The sequence below is a fragment of the Rhizobium sp. C1 genome (assembly GCF_021026335.1).
In the GTDB taxonomy this organism is placed as follows: domain Bacteria; phylum Pseudomonadota; class Alphaproteobacteria; order Rhizobiales; family Rhizobiaceae; genus Ensifer_A.
Genome location: NZ_JAJNCY010000001.1, coordinates 491632 through 514496, shown reverse-complemented (window position 1 = coordinate 514496; position 22865 = coordinate 491632). Strand labels below are relative to the sequence as shown.

General features: G+C 61.0%; 25 protein-coding genes. 16 read left to right on the top strand and 9 right to left on the bottom strand.

Annotation, left to right across the window (positions count from 1 at the left end; genetic code table 11):
- Positions 1-119 precede the first annotated feature (119 nt).
- Positions 120-1127 (top strand): betaine--homocysteine S-methyltransferase, encoded by a 1008-nt coding sequence (gene bmt, locus LQK83_RS02585; protein WP_230835717.1) that lies wholly within the window; start codon positions 120-122, stop codon positions 1125-1127.
- A gap of 13 nt (positions 1128-1140) precedes the next feature.
- On the opposite strand, the gene LQK83_RS02580 is transcribed toward bmt, so the two are convergent.
- Together LQK83_RS02580 and LQK83_RS02575 are read right to left on the bottom strand one after the other, a co-directional pair.
- On the bottom strand, positions 1141-2136 hold the full coding sequence (locus LQK83_RS02580) for a glycosyltransferase (protein ID WP_230835716.1): 996 nt from the start codon (positions 2134-2136) through the stop codon (positions 1141-1143).
- 103 nt (positions 2137-2239) lie between these two features.
- Positions 2240-3256, bottom strand: coding sequence for a hypothetical protein (locus LQK83_RS02575; RefSeq protein ID WP_230835715.1), 1017 nt, complete (start codon positions 3254-3256; stop codon positions 2240-2242).
- 151 nt (positions 3257-3407) lie between these two features.
- On the opposite strand from LQK83_RS02575, the gene LQK83_RS02570 reads away from it, so the two are divergent.
- Positions 3408-3752, top strand: a complete 345-nt coding sequence (locus LQK83_RS02570) for a hypothetical protein (RefSeq protein WP_230835714.1) — start codon at positions 3408-3410, stop codon at positions 3750-3752.
- 4 nt (positions 3753-3756) lie between these two features.
- Here the strand turns inward: LQK83_RS02570 and LQK83_RS02565 are convergent, their stop codons facing one another.
- Together LQK83_RS02565 and LQK83_RS02560 are read right to left on the bottom strand one after the other, a co-directional pair.
- Positions 3757-4434 carry a ferredoxin gene (locus tag LQK83_RS02565; protein ID WP_230835713.1) on the bottom strand — a complete coding sequence of 226 codons (678 nt, stop codon included), beginning with the start codon at positions 4432-4434 and terminating at the stop codon, positions 3757-3759.
- Positions 4435-4577: 143 nt separating this feature from the next.
- Entirely contained in the window at positions 4578-6161 is a 1584-nt protein-coding gene (locus LQK83_RS02560) for a trimethylamine methyltransferase family protein (RefSeq protein ID WP_230835712.1), read from the bottom strand.
- Between the two features lie 217 nt (positions 6162-6378).
- Here LQK83_RS02560 and LQK83_RS02555 point away from each other — a divergent pair, with 217 nt between their 5' ends.
- Both LQK83_RS02555 and LQK83_RS02550 read left to right on the top strand, forming a co-directional pair.
- Positions 6379-7449 (top strand): AbrB family transcriptional regulator, encoded by a 1071-nt coding sequence (locus LQK83_RS02555; RefSeq protein ID WP_230835711.1) that lies wholly within the window; start codon positions 6379-6381, stop codon positions 7447-7449.
- 140 nt (positions 7450-7589) lie between these two features.
- On the top strand, positions 7590-8285 hold the full coding sequence (locus tag LQK83_RS02550) for a corrinoid protein (RefSeq protein ID WP_109857370.1): 696 nt from the start codon (positions 7590-7592) through the stop codon (positions 8283-8285).
- 56 nt (positions 8286-8341) lie between these two features.
- Here the strand turns inward: LQK83_RS02550 and LQK83_RS02545 are convergent, their stop codons facing one another.
- Positions 8342-8506: an entericidin gene (locus LQK83_RS02545; RefSeq protein WP_230835710.1), complete on the bottom strand. Its 165-nt coding sequence runs from the start codon at positions 8504-8506 to the stop codon at positions 8342-8344.
- Positions 8507-8599: 93 nt separating this feature from the next.
- Between LQK83_RS02545 and LQK83_RS02540 the strand changes: the two genes are divergently transcribed.
- Positions 8600-9211, top strand: coding sequence for a DUF1638 domain-containing protein (locus tag LQK83_RS02540; protein ID WP_230835709.1), 612 nt, complete (start codon positions 8600-8602; stop codon positions 9209-9211).
- 15 nt (positions 9212-9226) lie between these two features.
- On the opposite strand, the gene LQK83_RS02535 is transcribed toward LQK83_RS02540, so the two are convergent.
- Positions 9227-10693 (bottom strand): sensor domain-containing diguanylate cyclase, encoded by a 1467-nt coding sequence (locus tag LQK83_RS02535; RefSeq protein ID WP_230835708.1) that lies wholly within the window; start codon positions 10691-10693, stop codon positions 9227-9229.
- Between the two features lie 319 nt (positions 10694-11012).
- Here LQK83_RS02535 and LQK83_RS02530 point away from each other — a divergent pair, with 319 nt between their 5' ends.
- The 7 genes from LQK83_RS02530 (at position 11013) to LQK83_RS02500 (ending at position 16883) form a co-directional block, all read left to right on the top strand.
- Entirely contained in the window at positions 11013-11315 is a 303-nt protein-coding gene (locus LQK83_RS02530; RefSeq protein ID WP_230835707.1) for a virulence factor, read from the top strand.
- A complete protein-coding gene (locus LQK83_RS02525) occupies positions 11308-11871 on the top strand; it encodes a methylenetetrahydrofolate reductase C-terminal domain-containing protein (RefSeq protein ID WP_230835706.1) in 564 nt (187 codons plus the stop codon). The genes LQK83_RS02530 and LQK83_RS02525 overlap by 8 nt, the downstream gene beginning before the upstream one ends.
- Complete coding sequence (locus LQK83_RS02520; RefSeq protein ID WP_230835705.1) at positions 11868-12959, top strand: methylenetetrahydrofolate reductase; 1092 nt, start codon at positions 11868-11870, stop codon at positions 12957-12959. Before LQK83_RS02525 ends, LQK83_RS02520 begins: the two co-directional genes overlap by 4 nt.
- A 65-nt stretch (positions 12960-13024) precedes the next feature.
- A complete protein-coding gene (locus tag LQK83_RS02515) occupies positions 13025-13996 on the top strand; it encodes a methyltetrahydrofolate cobalamin methyltransferase (protein ID WP_230835704.1) in 972 nt (323 codons plus the stop codon).
- A 9-nt stretch (positions 13997-14005) separates the two neighbouring features.
- Positions 14006-14374 (top strand): hypothetical protein, encoded by a 369-nt coding sequence (locus LQK83_RS02510; RefSeq protein ID WP_230835703.1) that lies wholly within the window; start codon positions 14006-14008, stop codon positions 14372-14374.
- A gap of 61 nt (positions 14375-14435) precedes the next feature.
- Entirely contained in the window at positions 14436-14846 is a 411-nt protein-coding gene (locus tag LQK83_RS02505) for a DUF2442 domain-containing protein (protein WP_230836266.1), read from the top strand.
- Positions 14847-14855: 9 nt separating this feature from the next.
- Entirely contained in the window at positions 14856-16883 is a 2028-nt protein-coding gene (locus tag LQK83_RS02500) for an ASKHA domain-containing protein (protein ID WP_230835702.1), read from the top strand.
- A gap of 39 nt (positions 16884-16922) precedes the next feature.
- Here LQK83_RS02500 and LQK83_RS02495 read toward each other — a convergent pair whose 3' ends face one another.
- Complete coding sequence (locus LQK83_RS02495) at positions 16923-17237, bottom strand: type II toxin-antitoxin system RelE/ParE family toxin (protein WP_230835701.1); 315 nt, start codon at positions 17235-17237, stop codon at positions 16923-16925.
- On the bottom strand, positions 17234-17584 hold the full coding sequence (locus LQK83_RS02490) for an antitoxin (RefSeq protein WP_230835700.1): 351 nt from the start codon (positions 17582-17584) through the stop codon (positions 17234-17236). The genes LQK83_RS02495 and LQK83_RS02490 overlap by 4 nt, the downstream gene beginning before the upstream one ends.
- A 93-nt stretch (positions 17585-17677) precedes the next feature.
- Here LQK83_RS02490 and purL point away from each other — a divergent pair, with 93 nt between their 5' ends.
- From purL to LQK83_RS02470, 4 genes are all read left to right on the top strand, one after another.
- Positions 17678-19915, top strand: coding sequence for a phosphoribosylformylglycinamidine synthase subunit PurL (gene purL, locus LQK83_RS02485; protein ID WP_230835699.1), 2238 nt, complete (start codon positions 17678-17680; stop codon positions 19913-19915).
- Between the two features lie 17 nt (positions 19916-19932).
- Positions 19933-20166 (top strand): BolA/IbaG family iron-sulfur metabolism protein, encoded by a 234-nt coding sequence (locus LQK83_RS02480; protein ID WP_109857357.1) that lies wholly within the window; start codon positions 19933-19935, stop codon positions 20164-20166.
- A 126-nt stretch (positions 20167-20292) separates the two neighbouring features.
- Positions 20293-20628 carry a Grx4 family monothiol glutaredoxin gene (gene grxD / locus LQK83_RS02475; RefSeq protein ID WP_230828527.1) on the top strand — a complete coding sequence of 112 codons (336 nt, stop codon included), beginning with the start codon at positions 20293-20295 and terminating at the stop codon, positions 20626-20628.
- A 139-nt stretch (positions 20629-20767) separates the two neighbouring features.
- Positions 20768-21976, top strand: coding sequence for a multidrug effflux MFS transporter (locus LQK83_RS02470; RefSeq protein ID WP_230836264.1), 1209 nt, complete (start codon positions 20768-20770; stop codon positions 21974-21976).
- A gap of 26 nt (positions 21977-22002) precedes the next feature.
- Here LQK83_RS02470 and LQK83_RS02465 read toward each other — a convergent pair whose 3' ends face one another.
- Entirely contained in the window at positions 22003-22842 is an 840-nt protein-coding gene (locus tag LQK83_RS02465) for an inositol monophosphatase family protein (RefSeq protein ID WP_230835698.1), read from the bottom strand.
- Positions 22843-22865: the final 23 nt, after the last annotated feature.

The following is a 22865-nucleotide window of genomic DNA, read 5'->3' as shown; positions in this document are numbered from 1 at the left end:
CAAAGAGATAGAGTGATTCAGTGTCTCTCTGAAACGCTGAAACAATCTAAGCGGAAGATAGCGATTGAAAAGATATAAAGATATCTTTATATCCTCCGCATCAAATTGAGGATCCGACGATGACGAGCGCAAATCCGCTGCAGGCCCTGCTTTCCGAAAAAGGCGTACTCATGGCCGATGGAGCCACGGGCACCAATCTCTTCGCCATGGGGCTGGAGGCCGGCGAAGCGCCGGAACTCTGGAACGAGACAAAGCCAGAGAACATCACCAAGCTGCATCAGGACTTCGTGGATGCCGGCGCGGATATCATCCTCACCAACTCTTTCGGCGGTACGCGTCATCGCCTGAAGCTGCACCACGCACAGGATCGCGTCTTCGACCTGAACAGACAAGCCGCCGAGATCGCGCGCGCCGTCGCCGACAAGGCCGGTCGCAAGGTCATCGTTGCCGGCTCGGTCGGTCCGACCGGCGAGCTTCTGGTTCCGCTCGGCGCGATGACCTATGACGACGCGGTCTCCGCGTTCAAGGAACAGATGGAAGGCCTCAAGGCCGGCGGCATCGACATCGCCTGGATCGAGACCATGTCCTCGCCGGACGAAATCCGCGCAGCCGCCGAAGCGGCCATCGCGCTCGACCTGCCTTATGTTTACACCGGCTCCTTCGACACCGCCGGCAAGACGATGATGGGTCTCAACCCCAAGGACATGCCGCAGGTGGCTGACGGTCTCGCCGACAAGCCGGTCGCCTTCGGCGCCAATTGCGGCGTGGGCGCTGCCGACATTCTCTCGTCGCTCCTCGACATGACGGCGGCGGATCCGAATGCCGTCGTCGTCGTCAAGGGCAATTGCGGCATACCGGAATATCGCGGCGCGGAAATATACTATTCCGGCACGCCGGAACTGATGGCAGAATATGCTCATCTGGCGATCGACGCCGGCGCGCGCATCATTGGCGGCTGCTGCGGCACGTCCAGCGATCACCTGCGCTCGATCCGCGGCGCCATCGACAGCCACACGAAGGGCCCGCGTCCGACCATTGACGATGTCGTGACCCGCATCGGTCCGCTGCGCAACAAGATGGCGTCCGAAAGCGGCGGCAACGGCGAGCGTCGCCGTCGTCGCGGTTGAGAGCGATCAGTCCTCAAACGGATGCAGACTTGAGGAAGGCGATATATTTCGCCTTCAGGCCTGGCTGGAAACAGTCGAGCACGGTCGCTCCGTGCAGGAATTTGAGCATCGGGTTGCGTTCCTGTCCCCCCTTGCGCGCAGCCTCGGCGAGCAGCCTGTTGGCGTCGCCGACACGTTCGAGAACAGCAGCAAAGCCTTGATTGAAGAGGTCGCAAAGCTCGCCGGACTGAACCTCGGCGAGCGCGTCGCGCGTCAGTCCGCTGTTCTTGCGTGCTGAAAAGACGAAGAGATCCATGGCGCGCAGGATCAGACTGTAATCGTGAAAGTTCTCCGGCAGGCCGGCGCTTGCGTAAAGCCGCTTCTCGCTTTCATCAATCGCGTCCCGCGTGGCCCAGGCCTCCGCGTTGTAGCGAAAGACGATGGAGCGATCGAGAAGCAGCTTGCCGCTCATGAACAGCGCCATGCTCATGGGCCAGTCGCAATACCCGCCGCGCGTCGGATGGAATTCGAGAAAACAGGTGCGCAACGACATGTAAGGCGCAGTCCGGAAGATGCTGTAAAAGGCTGTATTGTCACCTTCATTGCGCTGGAAAAACTGCCGCAGACGCAGGCCGGGCGTCTGCGCATCAAGCTCAAAGGCCCGACGCACAGCGATATCGGTTCCCCCGATAAACAGTTCCGTCACCGGCTTCACGCCGATGACATCCGGTGCGAGCGCCGCCAGATCGACCGGCACATGCGCATCGTCTGCATGCAACTCGTCATCATCGCCGATCGGCATCAGGAAGGGCGTCTCGACCGCCGCAAACGTGTTCATCGCATTCGCGTTCGGCTCCAGAGGCGCGTCGGCGAGGTAACAAAGATGCCGCGAGCGGCCCTGCCAATAGGCGGCCTTCTCCGCATCGCGGGAATTGTCAGAAACAATGAGCATGGCATCGCGCGCCTCGCAGAAAGCCAGCGCAGTCTCGATGGCGCGGAACGATTTTTCAAAGCCGCGATTGCTCGGCATGCAAATGGAAATCTGCCTCATGAATCGCTTTTAAAGCGATTCTTCAACCACGGTATTAAATCTTGTTCATAGAGAAAAATCCGGCAGGAGGACTCGGCGGCGCTCAAACGGAGGCGGACTTGAGAAAAGCGATATATTTGGCCTTGAGACCCGGCTGGAAACAATCAAGTACGGCCGCACCATGAAGGAATTTCAGCACCGGGTTAAGCTCCTGCAACCCTTTTTGCGCCAGTTCCACGAGATTCGGCGTCTCTGGATTGGCTCGTTCCAGGACCGCCGAAAAGCCGTAATTGAGAAACTCCCAAAGCGCGCCGGTCTGAAGCTCGGCAAGCGCCTCGCGCGCCATGCCGCCGCCCTTGCGCCCGCAAAGAACAAACAGGTCCATCGCCCGCAAGAGCATATTATAATCCCGGAAATTGCCCGGAAGGCCAACGCGCGTGTAGAATTTCCGGGCATTCTCCTCGACCAGAGCCGGCGTGGACCACGCGGAGGCATTGTAGCGAAAGACAATCGACGGATCGAACAGGAGCTTGCCGGCCATGAACAGCGCCATGGCCAGCGCCCAGTCGCAGTAAAGGCCGCGCGTCGGATGCGAAGCCTGGAAATACTCACCCAGAGAAATATAGGGCGCGGTGCGGAAAACGCTGTAATAGGATGTGTTGTCGCCTTGATTGCGCTCCAAAAACTGCTGGAGCCGAAGACCTGCCGTTTCCCCATCCAGCGCGAAGGCGCGCCGCGCCGCCATTTCCGTCCCCGGTGAAAAGAGTTCTATCAGGGGCTTCACGCCGATGACATCCGGACCAAGCGTGGCAAGATCCACCGGCGTATGGGCATCGTCCGAATACAATTCATCATCATCGCCAAGCGGCATGAGAAACGGTGTTTCGACCGCCTTTATGGAGTTGAGCCCGTTGGCACTCGCTTCAAGCGGTGCGTCCGGAACATAGAGAAGGTGCTCAGAGCGCCCCTTCCAGTAAGCCGCCTTTTCCACATCACGGGAATTGTCAGACACGATGAGGATGGCGTTGCGCGCCTCACAAAAGGCAAGCGCGGTCTCGATGGCGCGAAACGACGTCTCAAAACCACGATTGCTCGGCATGCAGATCGAAAGCTGTTTCATGAACAGCTTTCTTAATAGGATTCTTACATAAAAACATTAGCGATTCTTAATGTGTTCTGATCAGCTGGTTCAAATGGGGGGGATGCGAAGCGGGCTCACTCAACATATGATGCGCGTCGTCCCATCGATTCGAAACGCGAGACAGCAGACAATGAATGCCAAGGCCAATTTTCCCGACAGCGAAACCGTATCGGGCAAGCTTTCCGGCCTCGATGATCAGGACAAGGTCTGGCTACAGTTGGTGCTTGAAAACTCGGCACAGGACGATGCGCTGCTCGACGGCATCACGCATTTCGTCAATGCGGCGGCCGAAGCGCGTTTTCTCAATTCGCTGAAACTGTCACGCGCCGGCGAATGGCTGGGGGCGAACGCACCCGCACGCCTGCAGATCCGTCTCATGGAAATCGCCCGCTCCAGCCAGCATCCAGCCTATGCGGCCTTCCGCGAAGGTCTCTCGAAATCCGGCGGACTGGACAAGGCCTGGCCGAAGGCTTGAGGAGTCAGGAAAACAGCGCGTCCATATGGAAGGCTAGCTGCTCTGGAGGGTAGCGATGGCCTGCACCGACCGGACAGGCATTGCGCGCTATGCAACCTGACGCCATGCAGCTCCACCGTCCCGCTTCGGACGCCAGATGGCTTCGGCACGGATCGACGGCAAATCCCGCCAGCGAAATGGCCTGCGCCGGACAGGCTGAGAGACAGGGCTTCTCAAGACACGTTTCGCAGGGTGACACAGCAGGCGTGAAGGCAGGCGCATCGCACCCCTCCCGGAAGGCAAGCGCCCCGCGATAGCCATGCCACAACCCATAGTCCGGATGAACAAGGATCCCGAGCGGTGAAGCTCTCAGACCTTCCGCACGCATCGCCCATTGCTGGAACGGCATATAGGGCTGATCGGACGGATAGAAGGCCGTCGCTCCAAACCTTGCAGCGACCGGGTCGATGATGGACTTCGACCAGGCATCCAGCGGATCCGCGCCTCGGTAAGACTTGCGCCACGCAGAAAAGGCCGGCCAGATCGAGCCGCCCACATTGCCGAGCAGGACCATGCTCCCCACCGGTCTTCCATCCGGCAGCGCCGGCCCCTCGCCTTCCGCGAATGTTACAACACCGCGCGTCCTGATCCCGGAGGGCTCAAGGTCGGCGTCAAGCGTCGTCAAAAGGCCGAAGGCGGACATCACTGCCCGCCCTCTTTAATCTTCCTCGCCTGATCGAGCAGCGCCCGATCGCGCAATTCCTGATAATGCGGCCGCCAGACGGCGCGCTGGATCATCTCCGTCACATGGGCCGCCGCGCCTTGCTCCCTGGCTGCGGGCTCGCTTCAGGTGAAGGCGTCAGGAACCGAGTCCTTCTTCTGCTGGATGAAGGCGAGCAGCGCCGCGTCGATGGCCGGATCAAGCGGCGGGGCTTCGTAAGCCTCAAGCCACGAACGGCAGAGCGCATTGGCTCGCTCCTCGATCCGCTTGGAACCTTCGATTTCCCACTGCTCGAACGAATTGTTGTCGGCCAGCGGCGAACGATAGAAAGCCGTCTGGAAATTCGCCTGCGTATGCGCACAGCCGAGATAGTGGCTGCCTGGACCGACCTCGCGGATGGCATCGAGCGCCTGCGCGTTTTCGGAGAGATCAAGGCCCTCGGCCATCTTCTGCATCATGCCGAGTTGGTCCTGGTCGATCATGAACTTCTCGTACGAGGAGACCAGACCGCCCTCAAGCCAGCCGGCGGCGTGCAGCACGAAATTCGTGCCGGCCAGCAGCGTCATGTTGAGCGTGTTGGCGCTCTCATGCGCGGCCTGCGCATCCGGAACCTTTGACGCACAGAGCGAGCCGCCGGTACGGAACGGAAGGCCGAGACGACGGGCAAGCTGCGCCGCACCGTAAGACACGAGCGACGGTTCCGGCGTCCCGAAGGTCGGCGCACCGGACTGCATCGAGATCGAGGCCGCAAACGTGCCGAACAGAACCGGCGAACCCTTGCGGATGAGCTGGGTGAAGGAAGCTCCGGCCAGAACTTCAGCGAGGATCTGCGTCAGCGTACCGGCGACCGTCACCGGGCTCATCGCGCCGGAGAGAATGAAGGGCGAGATCACCGAAGCCTGGTTGTGGCGGGCATAGACCTTCAGCGCGCCGACCATGGTTTCGTCGAAGACCATCGGCGAGTTGGCGTTGATGAGGTTCAGCGTCACGCAATTGTTTTCGACAAACTCGTCGCCGAAGACGAGCTTTGCCATGGCGATCGTGTCTTCCGCGCGTTCCGGCGCAGTCACCGAGCCCATGAACGGCTTGTCGCTATACTTGATATGGCTGTAGACCATGTCGAGATGGCGCTTGTTGACCGGGATGTCCACCGGCTCGCAGACCGTGCCGCCCGACGAATGCATCGACGGCGCCATGTAGGCAAGCTTCACGAAATTGCGGAAATCTTCGATCGTCGCATAGCGGCGGTTGCCTTCGAGATCGCGGACGAAGGGCGGGCCATAAACCGGCGCGAAGATCGTCGCCTTGCCGCCGACATGAACGCTGCGCTCCGGGTTGCGCGCATGCCAGGTAAACTCACGTGGTGCGGTCTTCAGCAGCTCACGACACAGGCCTTTCGGGAAATGCACGCGCTCGCCGCGCACATCTGCGCCGGCTTCCTTCCAGAGCGCCAGAGCTTCGGCGTCCTCACGGAACTCGATGCCGATTTCTTCCAGAACACGGTCTGCGTTGTTCTCGATCAGGCTCAGACCTTCCTCGTCCAGAACCTCGTATTCGCGGATCTTGCGGGTGATGTAGGGAAGCGAGGGACCCGGACCGCCACCCGTGCGGGCCGCGCGGCGCGCTGCGGCGCCCCGGCCGGCGCTACGGCTCCGCCGTCCGCCATCTCCCTCGGCGGCAGCACCTGCAAGTTCGATATCCTGATCCATGGTTCCCTCACCCGATATGACGGTCTTTTCGACCCATAAGAAACGATCTTAGATGATAGCCCTAGCCGGACATTCCTAAATGCGCCACTGACAACGCTGTTCGCGAAGCAAAATTCTGCGGGCGCCAGTGGCATTTTACGTCGCGGCGTCCTTGCGTGAGCCCGGTCGCTGCCCTAGAGGCGGACAGACCAGCCCTCCCCAGGACAATATACTGCTCATGTCCAAAAGCGACAGCATCAATAGTATTGGAAACTGGTGCCAGCTCATCGCGCTGACGTCCGTCGTGACGGGTGTGCTCTACGCTCTGGATCTTCCGGCCGTTTTCCTGCTGGGGCCGATGCTGTCGGGGCTGATCCTCGCATCGCGCGGCAGGAAGTTTTCCCTGCCCTCTCCGCTGGTTGCCTTCTGCCAGGGCATGATCGGCGTCATGATTGCCGGAGGCATGCCGCTCACGGTCTTTGCCGAAATCGCCAAGGACGGCCTATTTTTCATTGGGCTGGTCCTCGCGGTGATCGCCTTGAGCTACGGCTTCGGCTGGCTGCTGGCCAAATATCAGATCCTGCCCGGCACGACAGCCATATGGGGTTCCTCGCCGGGAGCAGCCAGCGCCATGGTGCTGATGGCCGAGGCAGCGGGTGCCGATTTCCGTCTGGTCGCCTTCATGCAATATCTGCGTGTCCTGATGGTGGCCGCGACCGCCTCGCTGATTGCCCGCCTTGTCATCGGGCAGACGGGTGAGTTGCCGCCTCCGGAACCATGGTTTCCCTCGGTCGACCCGCTGAACCTCGCCCTCACGATGGCGATCGCCGCCTGTGGCCCGATCTTGTCAAGGCTTCTCAGACGCCCGTCGATCAACATGCTGGCCCCGATCGTCATCGGCATCGCCTGCCATGCGACAGGTCTGGTGACAATCACCCTGCCGCTCTGGCTGCTCGCATCTGCCTATGTTCTCTTTGGCTGGAATGTCGGCTTCCGTTTCACGCGCGAAATCGTCATTCACGCGCTGAAGGCACTGCCTGTCCTGTTCATCTCGATCCTGTTGCTGATTTCTCTGTGCGGGTTGCTTGCCGTCGCCGTCGCCCATTTCGGCCACATGGACCTCCTGACCGCCTACCTTGCAACCAGCCCCGGCGGAGCCGATTCCGTCGCCATCATCGCAGCCTCGACACCGGTGGATAAACCCTTCGTCTTGGCCATGCAGATGACGAGGTTCATCTCTGTTCTTTTTCTGGGACCTATCGTTTCCCGTGTCGTGGCCGCGCAATTCGACCGCAGACGCGCCCGCTAAAGCGCTCGCCCGCGCCTTCCGTCGCAGATCGGCGCGACCGCTGTCGCTTTCGATTGCGCGTTACGCTAAGTTTAATCTAACACTGTATAAAAGGGTCCGGCGCAATCATGCCGAAGGCTTATCTCAAAGCGGGAGCGACCATGTCTGACGATGAAATCATTCTTTCCGAGCTTTCCGACGAAGAACTCGTGCAGCAGATGCATGACGACCTTTACGACGGTCTGAAGGAGGAAATCGAGGAAGCCACCCGCATCCTGCTGGATCGCGGCTGGGCGCCCTATGACGTTCTGACCCAGGCGCTCGTCGAGGGCATGCGCATCGTCGGCATCGACTTCCGTGACGGCATTCTCTTCGTGCCGGAAGTTCTCCTCTCGGCCAACGCGATGAAGGCCGGCATGAATATCCTGCGCCCGCTGCTTGCGGCCACCGACGCCCCGAAGCAGGGCAAGATGGTCATCGGCACCGTCAAGGGCGACATCCACGACATCGGCAAGAACCTCGTCGGCATGATGATGGAAGGCGCCGGCTTCGACGTCGTCGACCTCGGCATCAACAACGCGGTGGAAGCCTATCTGGAAGCCATTGAAAAGGAACAGCCGGACATTCTCGGCATGTCCGCGCTTCTGACGACGACCATGCCCTACATGAAGGTTGTCATCGATACACTGAAAGAAAAGGGCATTCGCGACGATCTCGTCGTTCTCGTCGGCGGCGCGCCGCTCAACGAGGAATTCGGCAAGGCGATCGGCGCCGACGCCTATTGTCGCGATGCGGCCGTGGCAGTGGAAACCGCCAAGGACTTCATCAAGCGCAAGCACAACAGCCTGAACGCCTGACAAACAAAAACGGTCGCTCTCTTGCGGGAGCGACCGTTTCACATTCGCTAGCGAACTTACTTCTTGGCAGCGCGTTCGACGCTGTGAGCAGCGCTCTGGGTCGCGTTCACCGCACCGGCAGTATCCTTGCCGACGCCCTTGATCGTGTTGGCGCAGGAGGCAAGAGCCAGAAGCGCGGTTGCGGTTGCGATGATGGAAACGGTCGAACGGAATTTCGACATGGTGTCACCCCTGATGTAAAAAATGTTGACCCGGCTGCTCCCGCCGGTGTCATCATAATGCATGACTCGTGCGGAAGTTCCCGAGGATTACGAATGAAATCCGCTGAAAGCAAGGTTCGGGTCATCGCATGCGGAGCTCTCGCGCGCGAAATCCTCGCGATATGCGAGGCGAACAAGCTCGCGCATGTCGATCTGACATGCCTGCCCGCCATATGGCATGTCTACCCCGACAGGATCGCCCCCGCCCTTCGCGAAAAGATTGCCGAAGCCCGCGCCGAAGGGATCGAACGCATCTTCATCGGCTACGCGGAATGCGGTACGCGGGGCGAAATCGACCGCATCTGCGCCGAGGAAGGCATCGAGCGGATCGCCGGTCCCCATTGCTATGCCTTCTACACCGGCGTCGACAAATTCCTCACCGAATGTGGCGATGAAATCACGGCCTTCTATCTGACCGACCTCATCGCGCGGCAGTTCGAAGCCTTCGTCATCGAACCGCTGAAGCTCGACAAGCATCCCGAACTGATCCCGATGGTTTTCGGAAATTACGAGAAGATCGTCTATCTGGCGCAGACCGAAGATAAAGACCTTCAGGCCAAGGCGAAATGGGCGGCCGATTATCTCGGCCTTGCCTACGAATATCGGTTTACCGGCTATGGCGACCTGACGCCCGCGCTCGAAAGCGCTGCGGATCTTGCGACCTGATATGCTGTTTTCGGCTTATCGGGCCGCCAGACGCACACCTTCTGAGCGGCCTGACAGACGCTCGGAATAATAGGCCCGCTTCTCCTCGAACATCATCGCGTCGGCGCGGCGGATGACGGATTCCACCGTCTCGCCCGCTTCGCTCGTTGCAAAGCCGATAGACATCGAGATGGGCGCATCCGAGTAAAATTGATTGTTGATCTTCAAAAGCTCTCGCACCGTGTCTGCCATCGCGGCGGCGGCGCGCGCATCGGAGCCAGGCAACAGAAGAGCAAACTCGTCGCCACCGATGCGTGAGGCCGTCACCGGAGCCGAGGCGACACCGTTCAGCACCTCCCCGAAACGGCGCAGCAGCGCATCGCCGGCCTCGTGACCAAGCTGATCATTGGCCTCCTTGAGTCCGTTGAGGTCGATGATGATCGCCGAGATCGGCCGTAAGGGCTTGCGTTCCAGCCGGTTGAGTTCATCGGTATAGAAGGCGCGATTGTGCAGCCGGGTCAGCACGTCGTGCTTGCCGAGATATTCAAGATAGGCTTCGGCCTTCTTGCGCGCGGTGATGTCGGTCAACGCCACCTGCACCAGCGACCAGTCGCTTTCATGACCCGGCAGAACCGAGAAGTTCATCAGAAGATGACGCTCGTTGCCATCCAGCGCATAATTGACCACCTCGCGATGCTGGTGGAGCTTGCCGTCCCAAAGCTCGATCAATTGCTCCTTGAACGGCTTTTCCATCGCGTCGCGGAAGACATGCGACAAGCGCTTGAACAGCGTTTCGCGGTCCGGCGCCGCAAAAAGTTCGACTGTCGCCTTGTTGACGTCGAGAACCCGGATTTCGGACATGCATTGCTGGATGAATTCGGGATGGACATCGAGAAACACCCGAAAATCCACGATGCCGTTCGAACGAACCCGCTCCAGAAGCTGACGGATGGCACTGAAATCCTCCATCCACAGAGAAACCGGCGAATTCGCAAAAATGCCTTCCGCGTGGCGGCGATGCCGCTCTTCGGCGCGCCGCGCCTCTTCTCGCGCCGTGACATCCTCTGTGGTCATCAGCAGGCAATCGAGCGTGTCTTCATGTCCCGGCAGAACGGAGCCACGAAGCTGGATATCGAGCCGGCGGCCGGAAAGCGAGTAATTCACGGCGCTGCTGGAAAAGGCAGTCCTGCCCTCCCAGAGTTCGACCAGTTCGTTGATATGGCTTTCCAGCATGTCGTCGCGGAAAACCTGATCGAGATTGTCCTTCAGGTGATCGAAATCGCGCGCCTCGAAAAGCTCCAGCGTCTTCGCATTCACCCGCGTGATCCCGATACGGCTGGAGCAAAGCGAAACCCGCGACAGATCCGCCTGAAGAAAGGCACGCAGATCCTCAACGCCCTCGACGCGCCATGCCTGAAACAGGGCGCGCACCGCACTGAAATCCTCGATCCACATCGCAACGGGTGCGAGCTCGAAAATATCCATATCCGGGGCGTTTTCCATGAAGAACCTATCGGTAGAATCGCCCGACGTTACAACCCGGCGGGCGTAAAGTCTCGGCTTTTTGAGCAACCGTTGAAACACTGTGGCTCTGCACGACTGCAACTGCGTTCACGGTAGAGACAAATGGTAAATCGGAAATTTAAGAATTCGTGAAAAATATCGCCCATTCGCGTCATCCGAGAAAATCCCGCTGTCGCTTTTGAGCAATCCCGACGTCGCGGCAAGTGGCGTCCGCCTGTGAACGCAGGTGCATTCTCCTTGCATTTGCAGGCCTTGCAGGCGAGGCTCTTGCGATCTGGGGAGAGGCGGAACAATCAACATGGCAGACCTTATCGTCGTCTATTGGCGTGACATTCCGGCGCAGGTGATCGTGAAGAAGGGCCGCACATCGGCCAAGCGCGAATTGTCGCTGCGCTTCACTGAAGCCATCGACATGTGCGCCATGCGCTCGGGCGCAGCCGAGACCGACGACTATCTCGCCGAATGGCGCAAGGCTGACCCCATTCCCGTATCCGACGATCTTGACACCGAGGCAGACAAGGCCGCCGCCGATCTCGAAGCGGCCTACACCAAGGAACGCCTTGTGGCTCTGGTCCACGCCGGAGGCCGCGACAATGGCTGAGGCCGCCAAGAAGCCCACCGGCACGGCCTACCAGCCCTCCGGCGTTTCACCCTCGCGCCGCGCCGGGCGCAGCTACTCGATCAGGCTCTGGTCGGTGCGCCACTCTCGCTTTCTCGAAGTGATCTACAATCTCTTCGCCGACTTTTTTCTCAAGCTTCACCCCTTCTGGAAAGCCATAGGCTACAGCCGCGCCGAAAAGCCGGTGAAGTTCATCGAGCGCAATGTGAAGGGCCTGCTCTTCGACTGTCGCATGTGCGGCCAGTGCGCGCTGTCCTCCACCGGCATGAGCTGCCCGATGAACTGTCCCAAGCAGCTCCGCAACGGTCCCTGCGGCGGCGTCCGCGCCAACGGCCATTGCGAGGTCGAGCCGGACATGCCCTGCGTCTGGGTTCAGGCCTGGAAGGGCTCGCAGAACATGGCCAAGGGTGACGCGATCCTGAACGTTCAGAAGCCGGTCGATCAGTCACTGCGCGAGACGTCCGCATGGCTGCGCGTTACGGCATTGGCCGCGAAGGCAAAGGAAGCCCCCGCGCAGGATCAGGGAGCGGTGAAATGATGAACGACACCCATCCGCACGATCCCGGCCTGCCGCTGGAGCCCCTGCCCGGCCATTCTTCGCGCGGCCGCCTGGAGCGCATCCTGCGCCGCGGCGAATTCGCCGTCACCGCCGAACTCAATCCGCCGGACAGCGCCAATCCGGAAGACGTCTACGAGCGCGCCGCGATCTTCGAAGGCTGGGTGGACGGCATCAATGCGGTGGACGCCTCGGGCGCCAACTGCCACATGTCCTCCGTCGGCATCTGCGCGCTGTTGACGCGCATGGGCTATGCGCCGATCATGCAGATTTCGGCCCGCGACCGCAACCGCATCGCGATCCAGGGAGACGTTCTCGGCGCCTCCGCCATGGGCGTGCAGAACATTCTCTGCCTCACCGGCGACGGCGTGCAGACGGGCGACCAGCCGGGCGCGAAGCCGGTCTTCGACCTCGACTGCATGTCCATGCTCGAAACCATTCGCACCATGCGCGACGAAGGCAAGTTCCTCTCCGGCCGCAAGCTGACGACGCCGCCGGGTGTCTTTCTCGGCGCCGCGATCAACCCCTTTGCCCCGCCCTACGACTTCCGCCCCTATCGACTCGGCAAGAAGATCGCGGCGGGCGCGCAATTCGTGCAGAGCCAATATGTCTTCGATATTCCCATGTTCAAGGAATACATGAAGAAGGTGGTCGATCTCGGTTACGCCGAAAAATGCTTCATCCTCGCCGGCGTCGGCCCGATGGCCTCGGCCAAGACCGCGAAATGGATCCGGACCAATGTGCCGGGCATCCATATTCCCGACAATATCATCAAGCGGCTCGAAGGCGCGGAAAACCAGAAGCAGGAAGGCAAGCAGATCTGCATCGACATGATCAACGAGGTCAAGGAGATCGAAGGCGTTTCCGGCATCCATGTCATGGCCTACCGGCAGGAAGAATATGTCGCCGAAATCGTCCATGAATCCGGCGTGCTGAAGGGCCGCCAGCCGTGGAAGCGCGAAGTCTCCCGCAGCGAGGCCATTGCCGCCGCCCATGCGACAGAAGTTCAAGAAGGCCAGTTGCAGAACCAGCAGGACATGGTCAAAGCTGCCGCCACGCATCAATCCTGAGGCGGCGACGCCGCTTCATCCACAATGATCAGTTAAACCGTTCTCCGCCTGAAGGACCGAACACAATGACCCGCACCATCGTCGCCTCCGCCACCCGCGAAATCGTCATCGGCTTCGACCAGCCCTTCTGCGTGATCGGCGAACGCATCAACCCAACCGGCCGCAAAAAGCTCGCCGCCGAAATGCAGGTCGGCAATTTCGAAACCGTCATCAAGGACGCGCTGGAACAGGTCGCCGCCGGCGCCACCATGCTCGACGTCAATGCGGGCGTCACCTCCGTCAACCCCAACGAGACCGAGCCGGGCCTGCTCGTCCAGACGCTGGAAATCGTGCAGGGTCTCGTCGACGTTCCGCTCTCCATCGACAGCTCCGTGACGGCCGCCATCGAAGCAGCTCTCAAGGTCGCCAAGGGCCGCCCGCTGGTGAACTCCGTCACCGGCGAGGAAGAAAAGCTGGAAGCCATCCTGCCGCTCTGCAAGAAGTATGACGTGCCGGTCGTGGCCATCTCCAACGATGAGACCGGCATTTCCATGGACCCGGACGTCCGCTTTGCCGTCGCCAAGAAGATCGTCGAGCGCGCCGCCGACTACGGCATCAAGCCGGAGGATATCGTTGTCGACCCACTCGTCATGCCGATCGGCGCGCTGGGCGATGCAGGCCGCCAGGTCTTCCAGCTGCTCTATCGCCTGCGCAACGAGCTGAAGGTCAACACGACCTGCGGCCTCTCCAACATCTCCTTCGGCCTGCCGCATCGCCATGGCATCAATGCCGGCTTCATCCCCATGGTCATCGGCGCCGGCATGACGTCCGCCATCATGAACCCCTGCCGCCCGCAGGAAATGGAAGCCGTCCGCGCCGCCAATGTGCTGAACGGCACCGACCCCAACTGCTCCAACTGGATCATGACCTATCGCGATTACAAGCCGGCCGAAGGCGGCGCAGCTGCCCAAAGCCCCGCCCCGGCCGCCAGCGGCGATCGTCCGGCCCGGCGTGGTGGGCGTGCCGCACGCGTTGGCGGGGGTGGCGCGAGCGAGTGAGTCCATACCGTGACCGATATCAAGCCCGGCCCCCTGAACTTTGATAATGCGAAAAAGTTCTCTGACTTTATTGGCATGATCGTCAGGATGGCGTTTTGTCTCGGAATCTCGGCAACGCTTTGGAACAGGGTTCCAACTCAGTTCATGGAAGCTGTCGGCAAGCTTCCGGTTTACCTCTCATCGGGCACATTCTTCCTATTCAGTATCTATTTAGGTGCATGTATAGGCAGCATCACGGCTGACTATATCTATGCAAAGGCGGAGGAACTGAAGCAGCCGTTCCTTCGCAACCTCGTCGTAGGGATTTCTTGGTTTCTTGCGGCTTGGTTGTGGTTGTCGTCCGTGATAGTTGCGTTAGCCCTCACCGCTAGGAGCTGAAACTTGTCTCTGGTTGAAGAAGGAAAACTACAAAGTGATCCCCTTTGGCAAAACCGTTGAAATGGGGGCGGAGCTTGCCGAAGCCAAGGCCCATTGGCAGGCCGAGCGTTCCGGACGCTCCATTCCCGTCGAGGTTTGCTATGACGACAAAACGGGCCGCATCGTTGTAGACTTTGAAAACGGTGCAACTTTCATGGTCCCCGCCAGAGCCCTCGAAGGCCTTGCCAATGCATCGGAAGACGAACTCGCCGAAGTGGAACTTCTCGGAGAAACTGGTCTCCATTGGGAAACGCTGGATGTCGATTACACGATCACCGGCCTCATGAATGGCATCTTCGGCAGCCGCAGCTTCATGGACGCCCAACGCCCCGGCGGCCTCTCCCGCTCCCCCGCCAAGGTAGAAGCCAGCCGCCGCAATGGCAGCAAGGGCGGCCGTCCGCGCAAGGTCCAGAAGACCACCGCAATCGAATGAAAGCAGACAATGACTGAAGAAACGCATCTCGTCCTTTTCATGCCCTCGGGCAAGCGCGGCCGTTTTGCCTCGGGCACGCCGGTCATAGAGGCCGCGCGCGAGCTTGGCGTCTATGTCGAAAGCGTCTGCGGCGGGCGGGCGACGTGTGGGCGCTGTCAGGTTTCGGTGCAGGAAGGCCAGTTTGCCAAGCATGGCATCACCTCCTCCAACGATCACATTTCCCCCATCGGCCCGAAGGAAGAGCGCTATGACCGCGTGCGCGGGCTGCCCGAAGGCCGCCGCCTCTCCTGCTCGGCGACCATTGAAGGCGATCTCGTCATCGACATTCCGCAGGACACGGTCGTCAACGCTCAGGTCGTGCGCAAGGAGAGCGATGGCCGCGTGATCGAGCGCGATCCGGCGATCCACATGTGCTATGTCGAGGTCGAGGAACCCGACATGGAAAAACCGCTCGGCGATCTCGACCGGCTGCTCGTGGCGCTCGAAAAGGACTGGAAGCTCAAGCGCATCGATGTCGATTTCCATCTCCTGCCGCGCGTCCAGCAAATCCTGCGCAAAGGCGAATGGAAGGTCACGGCGGCCATCCACAAGGATGAGGCCGACGACCGCCCTCGCCTCATCGCGCTCTATCCGGGTCTGAAGAACGAGGCCTATGGCATTGCCTGCGACATCGGATCGACGACGATTGCCATGCATCTCTCCTCGCTGCTGTCGGGCCGGACGCTCGCCTCCTCCGGCACGTCAAACCCGCAGATCCGCTTCGGCGAAGACCTGATGAGCCGCGTCTCCTATGTCATGATGAACCCGGACGGCCGCGAGGCGATGACCAACGCCGTGCGCGAGGCGATCAACGGTCTCGTCGACAAGGTGGCGGAACAGGGCGGCATCGACCGCGCGGACATCCTCGACGCCGTCTTCGTCGGCAATCCGGTCATGCACCACCTCTTCCTCGGCATCGACCCGACCGAACTCGGCGGCGCGCCCTTCGCGCTCGCGGCCTCTGGTGCGCAGCATCTGAAGGCCGAAGAGATCGGCATTCATATCAACAAGGGCGCGCGCGTCTACATGCTCCCCTGCATCGCGGGCCATGTCGGCGCGGATGCAGCCGCCGCCACGCTGACCGAAGGGCCGCACCGGCAGGACGAGCAGATGCTGTTGGTCGATATCGGCACCAATGCCGAAATCGTGCTCGGCAACTCCGCCCGCACGGTCGCTGCCTCCTCGCCCACAGGCCCGGCCTTCGAGGGCGCGGAAATCTCCTCCGGCCAGCGCGCCGCCCCCGGCGCCATCGAGCGCGTCCGCATCGACCGCGACACGCTGGAGCCACGCTTCCGCGTCATCGGCGTCGAACAGTGGTCGGATGAACCGGGCTTTGCCGAAGCGGCGGAAAAGACCGGCATCACCGGCATCTGCGGCTCGGCCATCATCGAAGTCGTCGCAGAAATGTTCCTCGCCGGCATCATCTCGGAAGATGGCGTCGTCGATGGTGCCATGGCCGCCAGAAGCTCCCGCATCCTCGAAAACGGCCGCACCTTCTCCTATCTGCTGCATAACGGCGCACAGAAGATCACCGTGACGCAGAACGACGTCCGCGCCATCCAGCTCGCCAAGGCCGCACTTTATGCCGGCGTGAAGCTGCTGATGGACAAGCTCGGCATCGATCACGTCGACCGCATCGGCCTCGCCGGCGCCTTCGGCACCTTCATCGACCCGAAATACGCCATGGTCCTCGGCCTCATCCCCGATTGCGACCTGGACAAGGTCAAGGCCGTCGGCAACGCCGCCGGCACCGGTGCGCGCATGTGCCTGCTCAACCGTGGCTATCGCCGCGAGATCGAGGAGACGGTGCGCAAGATCGAAAAGATCGAAACCGCGCTGGAACCCAAGTTCCAGGAACATTTCGTCTACGCCATGGCCATGCCCAACAAGGTGGACCACTTCCCGAACCTGGAAAAGGTGATCGCGCTGCCGGAGAAAAAGGTGTTGGCGGATGCGGGTGGAGACGGCGGGAGACGGCGAAGAAGGAGCCGGGAGTGAGTGTCGCGAAGGCCTAGGCTTCGCCAACACAAGCTCGCTTTAGCCCTTGAGTCGCTCCGCCAATCGCGCCATCAAATCCATGCGTTCGTGCAAAATCGCGACGATCAAGGCTGGTGCATTGTCTTGCGGTAGGCAGAAAACATAATGGTGTCCGACATGTGCCACACGCATGTGCGGATACAGCGAACCAACGTCTCGCCAGGAACCTTGTGCCAGCGCCAAGCGAGCAATGCCCAGTTCGAGGTCTTCGACGTATCTCCGAACCTGCGGATCGCTCCATTCGCGGCGCGTGTAACGGATGATGGCGCGGAGGTCGGCTTCCGCGGCTTCGGTCAGGATATAGGATGCTTTCACGCACCCCTTTCCTGCGAAAGCTCCTCATCAAGGATGTCACCAATACTTCTGGTCGAAACCTTGCCGGAAAGCCCCTCCTGAACCCGCTCCTCAAGCAGCGTCTTCAGTTCCTCCAAGGCCTGATCTTCTCCTGCATCGACGGGAAAGAGCCGCTCAAGGGCATATTGCTTGATCGTCTTCCCCTGCAAGGCTGCAAGTGCCTTGAGGCTCTGGTGCTGCTGGTCTGTCATGTCGATGGACAGTCGGCTCATTGCTTTATCCTTTTCGCGCGCCACATTAGCACAAATGTGGGTATCACGCGAGATATGTTCACAGATTTGCCTGACACCCCCGACAAGCCATGCCATATTCCCCAACTTCCCCGCATTTCCCGGTCGCGCTCTCTGTCATCATGCGCTATAGGGGCCTGATCAGCGCCACCCTGAGCCAGACGGACGCCCATGACCATTTCGAACAGCCAGCCGATCACCCCGGAACTCATTGCCGCTCACGGCCTGAAGCCGGATGAGTACCAGCGCATTCTGGACCTGATCGGTCGCGAGCCGACCTTCACCGAGCTCGGCATCTTCTCCGCCATGTGGAACGAGCACTGCTCCTACAAGTCCTCGAAGAAGTGGCTGCGCACGCTGCCCACCAAGGGCCCGCGCGTCATCCAGGGGCCGGGCGAAAATGCCGGCGTGGTCGATATCGATGACGGCGAATGCGTCGTCTTCAAGATGGAGAGCCACAACCACCCTTCCTATATCGAGCCCTATCAGGGCGCTGCGACCGGCGTCGGCGGCATTCTCCGCGATGTCTTCACCATGGGCGCGCGGCCGATTGCGGCAATGAACGCGCTGCGCTTTGGCGAGCCGGATCATCCGAAGACGAAGCATCTCGTTTCCGGCGTCGTCGCCGGCGTCGGCGGCTATGGCAATTCCTTCGGCGTGCCGACCGTCGGCGGCGAAGTCGAGTTCGACGCCCGCTATAACGGCAACATCCTCGTCAACGCCTTTGCCGCCGGCCTTGCCCGCGCGGACGGCATCTTCCTGTCCGAAGCCAAGGGCGTCGGCCTGCCCGTGGTCTATCTCGGCGCCAAGACCGGCCGCGACGGCGTCGGCGGCGCGACGATGGCCTCGGCCGAATTCGACGAAAGCATTGAGGAAAAGCGCCCGACCGTGCAGGTCGGCGACCCCTTCACCGAAAAGTGCCTGCTCGAAGCCTGCCTTGAACTCATGCAGACCGGCGCCGTCATCGCCATCCAGGACATGGGTGCTGCCGGCCTCACCTGCTCGGCGGTCGAAATGGGTGCCAAGGGCGATCTCGGCATCGAGCTGCAGCTCGACAAGGTGCCGGTGCGCGAAGAGCGCATGACGGCTTATGAAATGATGCTCTCGGAAAGCCAGGAGCGCATGCTCATGGTGCTCGAACCCTCCAAGGAAGAGGTCGCCAAGGCGATCTTCGTCAAGTGGGGCCTTGACTTCGCCATCGTCGGCAAGACGACCGACGACTTGCGCTTCCGTGTCATCCATCAGGGCGAGGAAGTCGCAAACCTCCCCATCAAGGATCTCGGCGACCAGGCCCCGGAATATGACCGCCCGTGGAAGGAGCCCGGCAAGTTCCCGGCGCTCCCCGCCAGCGCTGTTGCCGCACCGTCCGACTACAAGGCGACGCTCCTGTCGCTCGTCGGTTCGCCCAACCAGTCCTCGCGCCGTTGGGTCTACGAACAGTATGACACGCTGATCCAGGGCAATTCGCTGCAGCTTCCAGGCGGCGATGCCGGCGTCGTGCGCGTCGACACGCATCCGACCAAGGCGCTCGCCTTCTCCTCCGACGTCACGCCGCGCTATGTCGAGGCCGATCCGTTCGAAGGTGGCAAGCAGGCCGTTGCCGAATGCTGGCGCAACATTACCGCCACGGGCGCCGAACCGCTCGCCGCCACCGACAACCTGAATTTCGGCAACCCGGAAAAGCCGGAAATCATGGGCCAGTTCGTCATGGCGATCAAAGGCATCGGCGAAGCCTGCCGCGCGCTCGATTTCCCGATCGTCTCCGGCAACGTCTCGCTCTACAACGAGACGAACGGCGTCGCGATCCTGCCGACCCCGACCATTGCCGGCGTCGGCCTGTTGCCCGACTGGTCCAAGATGGTCCGCATCGGCTCGATGAAGGACGGCGACGCGATCCTCATGATCGGCACGGATGGCAGCCATCTCGGCCAGTCGATCTACATGCGCGACGTGCTCGGCATCAAGGAAGGCCCGGCTCCGGAAGTCGATCTCGCCGCAGAGCGCCGCAACGGCGACTTCATCCGCAACGCGATCCGCAACGGCGAAGTCACCGCCTGCCACGACATCTCGTCCGGCGGCCTGGTCCTCGCGCTGGCTGAAATGGTGATGGCTTCAGCCAAGGGCATGAAGCTCTCGCTTGCCGAAAGCCACGGCCCGGCGCATGCGCTTCTCTTCGGTGAAGATCAGGCGCGCTATGTGATTGCCGTTCCGGCCGATCTTGCCGATTTCGTCTGCGCCAATGCAGAAGATGCGGGCGTTCCGTTCCGCCGTCTCGGCACGGTCGAGGGCGCAAACCTCGTTGTCGATGAACTTCTCAATGTTTCGGTTGACGAATTGCGCGGCGCCCATGAATCATGGTTCCCTGAATTCATGGACGGCGGCAAGGCGCTTCGCCCGGCCGCCGAGTAAGCGGAGAAGTACCAGACATGGCAATGAAAGCAGGCGACATCGAAGATCTGATCAAGGCGGGCATTCCGGGCGCGAAGGTGAAAATTCGCGACCTCGCCGGCGATGGCGATCATTTTGCCGCCGAAGTCGTCGCGGAAGCCTTCCGCGGCAAGACGCGCGTGCAGCAGCACCAGATGGTCTACGATGCCCTTCAGGGCAATATGGGCGGCGTGCTCCACGCGCTCGCCCTGCAGACCAGCGTTCCGGAATGAAGACAGGCTGAGGCCGTTAAATCCGGCCTCACCTCTTTTATTCCCGCAACGCCATGCTATTTATCGCATAGAATTTTCAAGTCGGATTGGGCCGGGCCTTGAACCCGTGCAGGAAAGGACAGATCCATGAGCGCAGTTCACGAATTCATCGACAACGAAGTCAAGTCGAACGACGTCGTCCTCTTCATGAAGGGCACGCCGCAGTTTCCGCAGTGTGGCTTCTCCGGCCAGGTCGTGCAGATCCTCGACTATCTCGGCGTCGACTACAAGGGCATCAACGTGCTCGCCGATGGCGATATCCGCCAGGGCATCAAGGATTATTCCAACTGGCCGACAATCCCGCAGCTTTACGTCAAGGGTGAGTTCCTCGGCGGCTGCGACATCGTCCGCGAAATGTTCCAGGCCGGCGAGCTGCAGGACCACCTGCAGGCGCAGGGTGTCGCCGTCAAGGGCGCAGCCTGACCCATACCGCTCGCGGCTCGAGGCCGCGGACGACGAAACCGGAATGGCGAAGGCGCTGTCCAACCAGCGCCTTCTTGCTTTTTGGAGTACAGGAAGAATGACCGGAACGAATGCAACGCAGCCCACCCTGCTCGGCAGGATGGGCAGGACGCAGTTCATCGCGCTTTGCGCCGCGCTCATGGCACTCAACGCACTCGCCGTCGATATCATGCTGCCCGGCCTGCAGCAGATCGGCGCTTCGCTGAATGTGGAAGACGAAAATAGCCGCCAATTCATCGTCACGGCCTATCTCATCGGCTTCGGCATAGCCCAGCTCTTCTTCGGTCCGGTCTCCGACCGCTTCGGCCGCCGCAAGCCTCTCTTCTTCGGCTTCGTGATCTATATCCTCTCGGCCTTCGCCATTGTCTTCGCTCCCAGTTTCGGCGTTTTGCTCGCACTGCGCTTCGTGCAGGGCATCGGTTCGGCAGCAACCCGCGTCGTCACCGTTTCGATCATCCGCGACATTTACGGTGGACGTCAGATGGCGGAAGTGATGTCGCTCATCATGATGGTCTTCATGGTCGTGCCGGTCATTGCACCCGGCACAGGACAGATCATCCTGCTCTTCGGCGAATGGCACCTGATCTTCCTGTTCATCGGTATTGTCGGGACCATTGTCGCGTTCTGGACATGGCGCAACCTGCCGGAAACGCTGCATCCGGAAGACGTGCGTCCCTTTACCGTCGCGGGCATCCTCGGCGGCTTCCGCATCGTGCTGACCAACCGCTCGGCGTTGTTCTACACGCTCTCCAGCGCCGTGATCCTGGGAGCCCTGTTCGGCTTCATCAACTCGGCCAACCAGATCTATATCGAGGTCTACAAGCTGGGGAACTGGTTCCCGCTCGCCTTTGCCGGTGTCGCGCTCTTCATGGCGCTCTCGTCCTTCATCAATTCGCGGCTGGTCGGACGCTTTGGCATGCGGCGTCTGTCGCACGGCGCGCTTCTCGCCTTCATTGCTGTCAACGCCATCTGGCTGGCGGCGGAGATCTTCGGACCAGAACCGCTGCCCTTCCCCATCTTCATCGCGCTCTTCGCGATCTCGATGTTTCTCTTCGGCTGGATCAGCTCGAATTTCAATTCGCTCGCCATGGAGCCGCTGGGTCATGTCGCCGGCACGGCATCGTCTGTGCTCGGCTTCACGACCACGATCGGTGGCGCCGCACTTGGCGCCGTGATCGGCCAAGCCTACAATGGCACCGCTCTGCCGCTCGTCATGGGCTATTGCGCGCTGTCGATTGTCGGCCTTGGCTTCGTGCTGATCGCTGAAAAGGGTCAGCTCTTCCGGCCACACAATCCGCCGGTCAAGTAAGGCGATCAATCAAATAGGGCCGCCTGTCAGGCGGCCGGCTTGATCCCGGGGAAAAGCGTGTCGCGCAGCGCATGCCAGCTATCGCGATCGCTTGCGACCAGAAGTCCGCCGTCTGTGTGGCTCGGCAGATAGACCGAACCGTCGAAACGTGCAGCATACCCCCCGGCCTCCTGCGTCAACAGCGCACCGGCCAGGTGATCCCACGGCATAAGCTTGTTGTAGAGCGCGAACTGCATACCGCCCTTGGCGAGCAGACGGTATTCATGCGCGGCACAGCGATAGCTGAAGAAGGAGCGGACCTTGGCAAGGTTGGCCACCAGCGCCACGCGCTCCTCGCCATACATGTAGCCGGTCGACGCCGCGCCAAGCATCTCCTCGACGGGGAGCCCGGCCCCCAGCGTCAAGCGTTTGCGCTCGCCATCCAGCGGAACCGCCCAGGCACCGGCGCCCTTTTCTGCCACATGACAATCACCGGCAAAGGGATCGAGGATCAGCCCGGCGACCGTCTCGCCACCCTTGACCACCGACATCATGACGCCGAAGAGCGGAACGCCGTTGGCGAAGTTGAACGTGCCGTCGACCGGATCGACGACGATAGCGAGATCGGCCGCACCCAGCTTCCCCAGCAGCGCCGGATCGGCCGCCACCGACTCTTCGCCAACGAAGAGCGCGTTCGGCATCAGCGACGCGATTTCGCGCGCGATCAGCCGCTCGGCAGCCTCGTCCGCCTCTGTCACCAGATCGATCGCCTCGCTCTTCTCGCGGATGTCGTCATCGCCGAGCTTGCCGAAGCGCGGCATGATTTCGGCTTCCGCCGCCTGCCAGAGGATATCGATGAGCTTGTCGGTCGGAATGGTGAAGGTCATGGATGCATCTCTTGTAGAAGGAG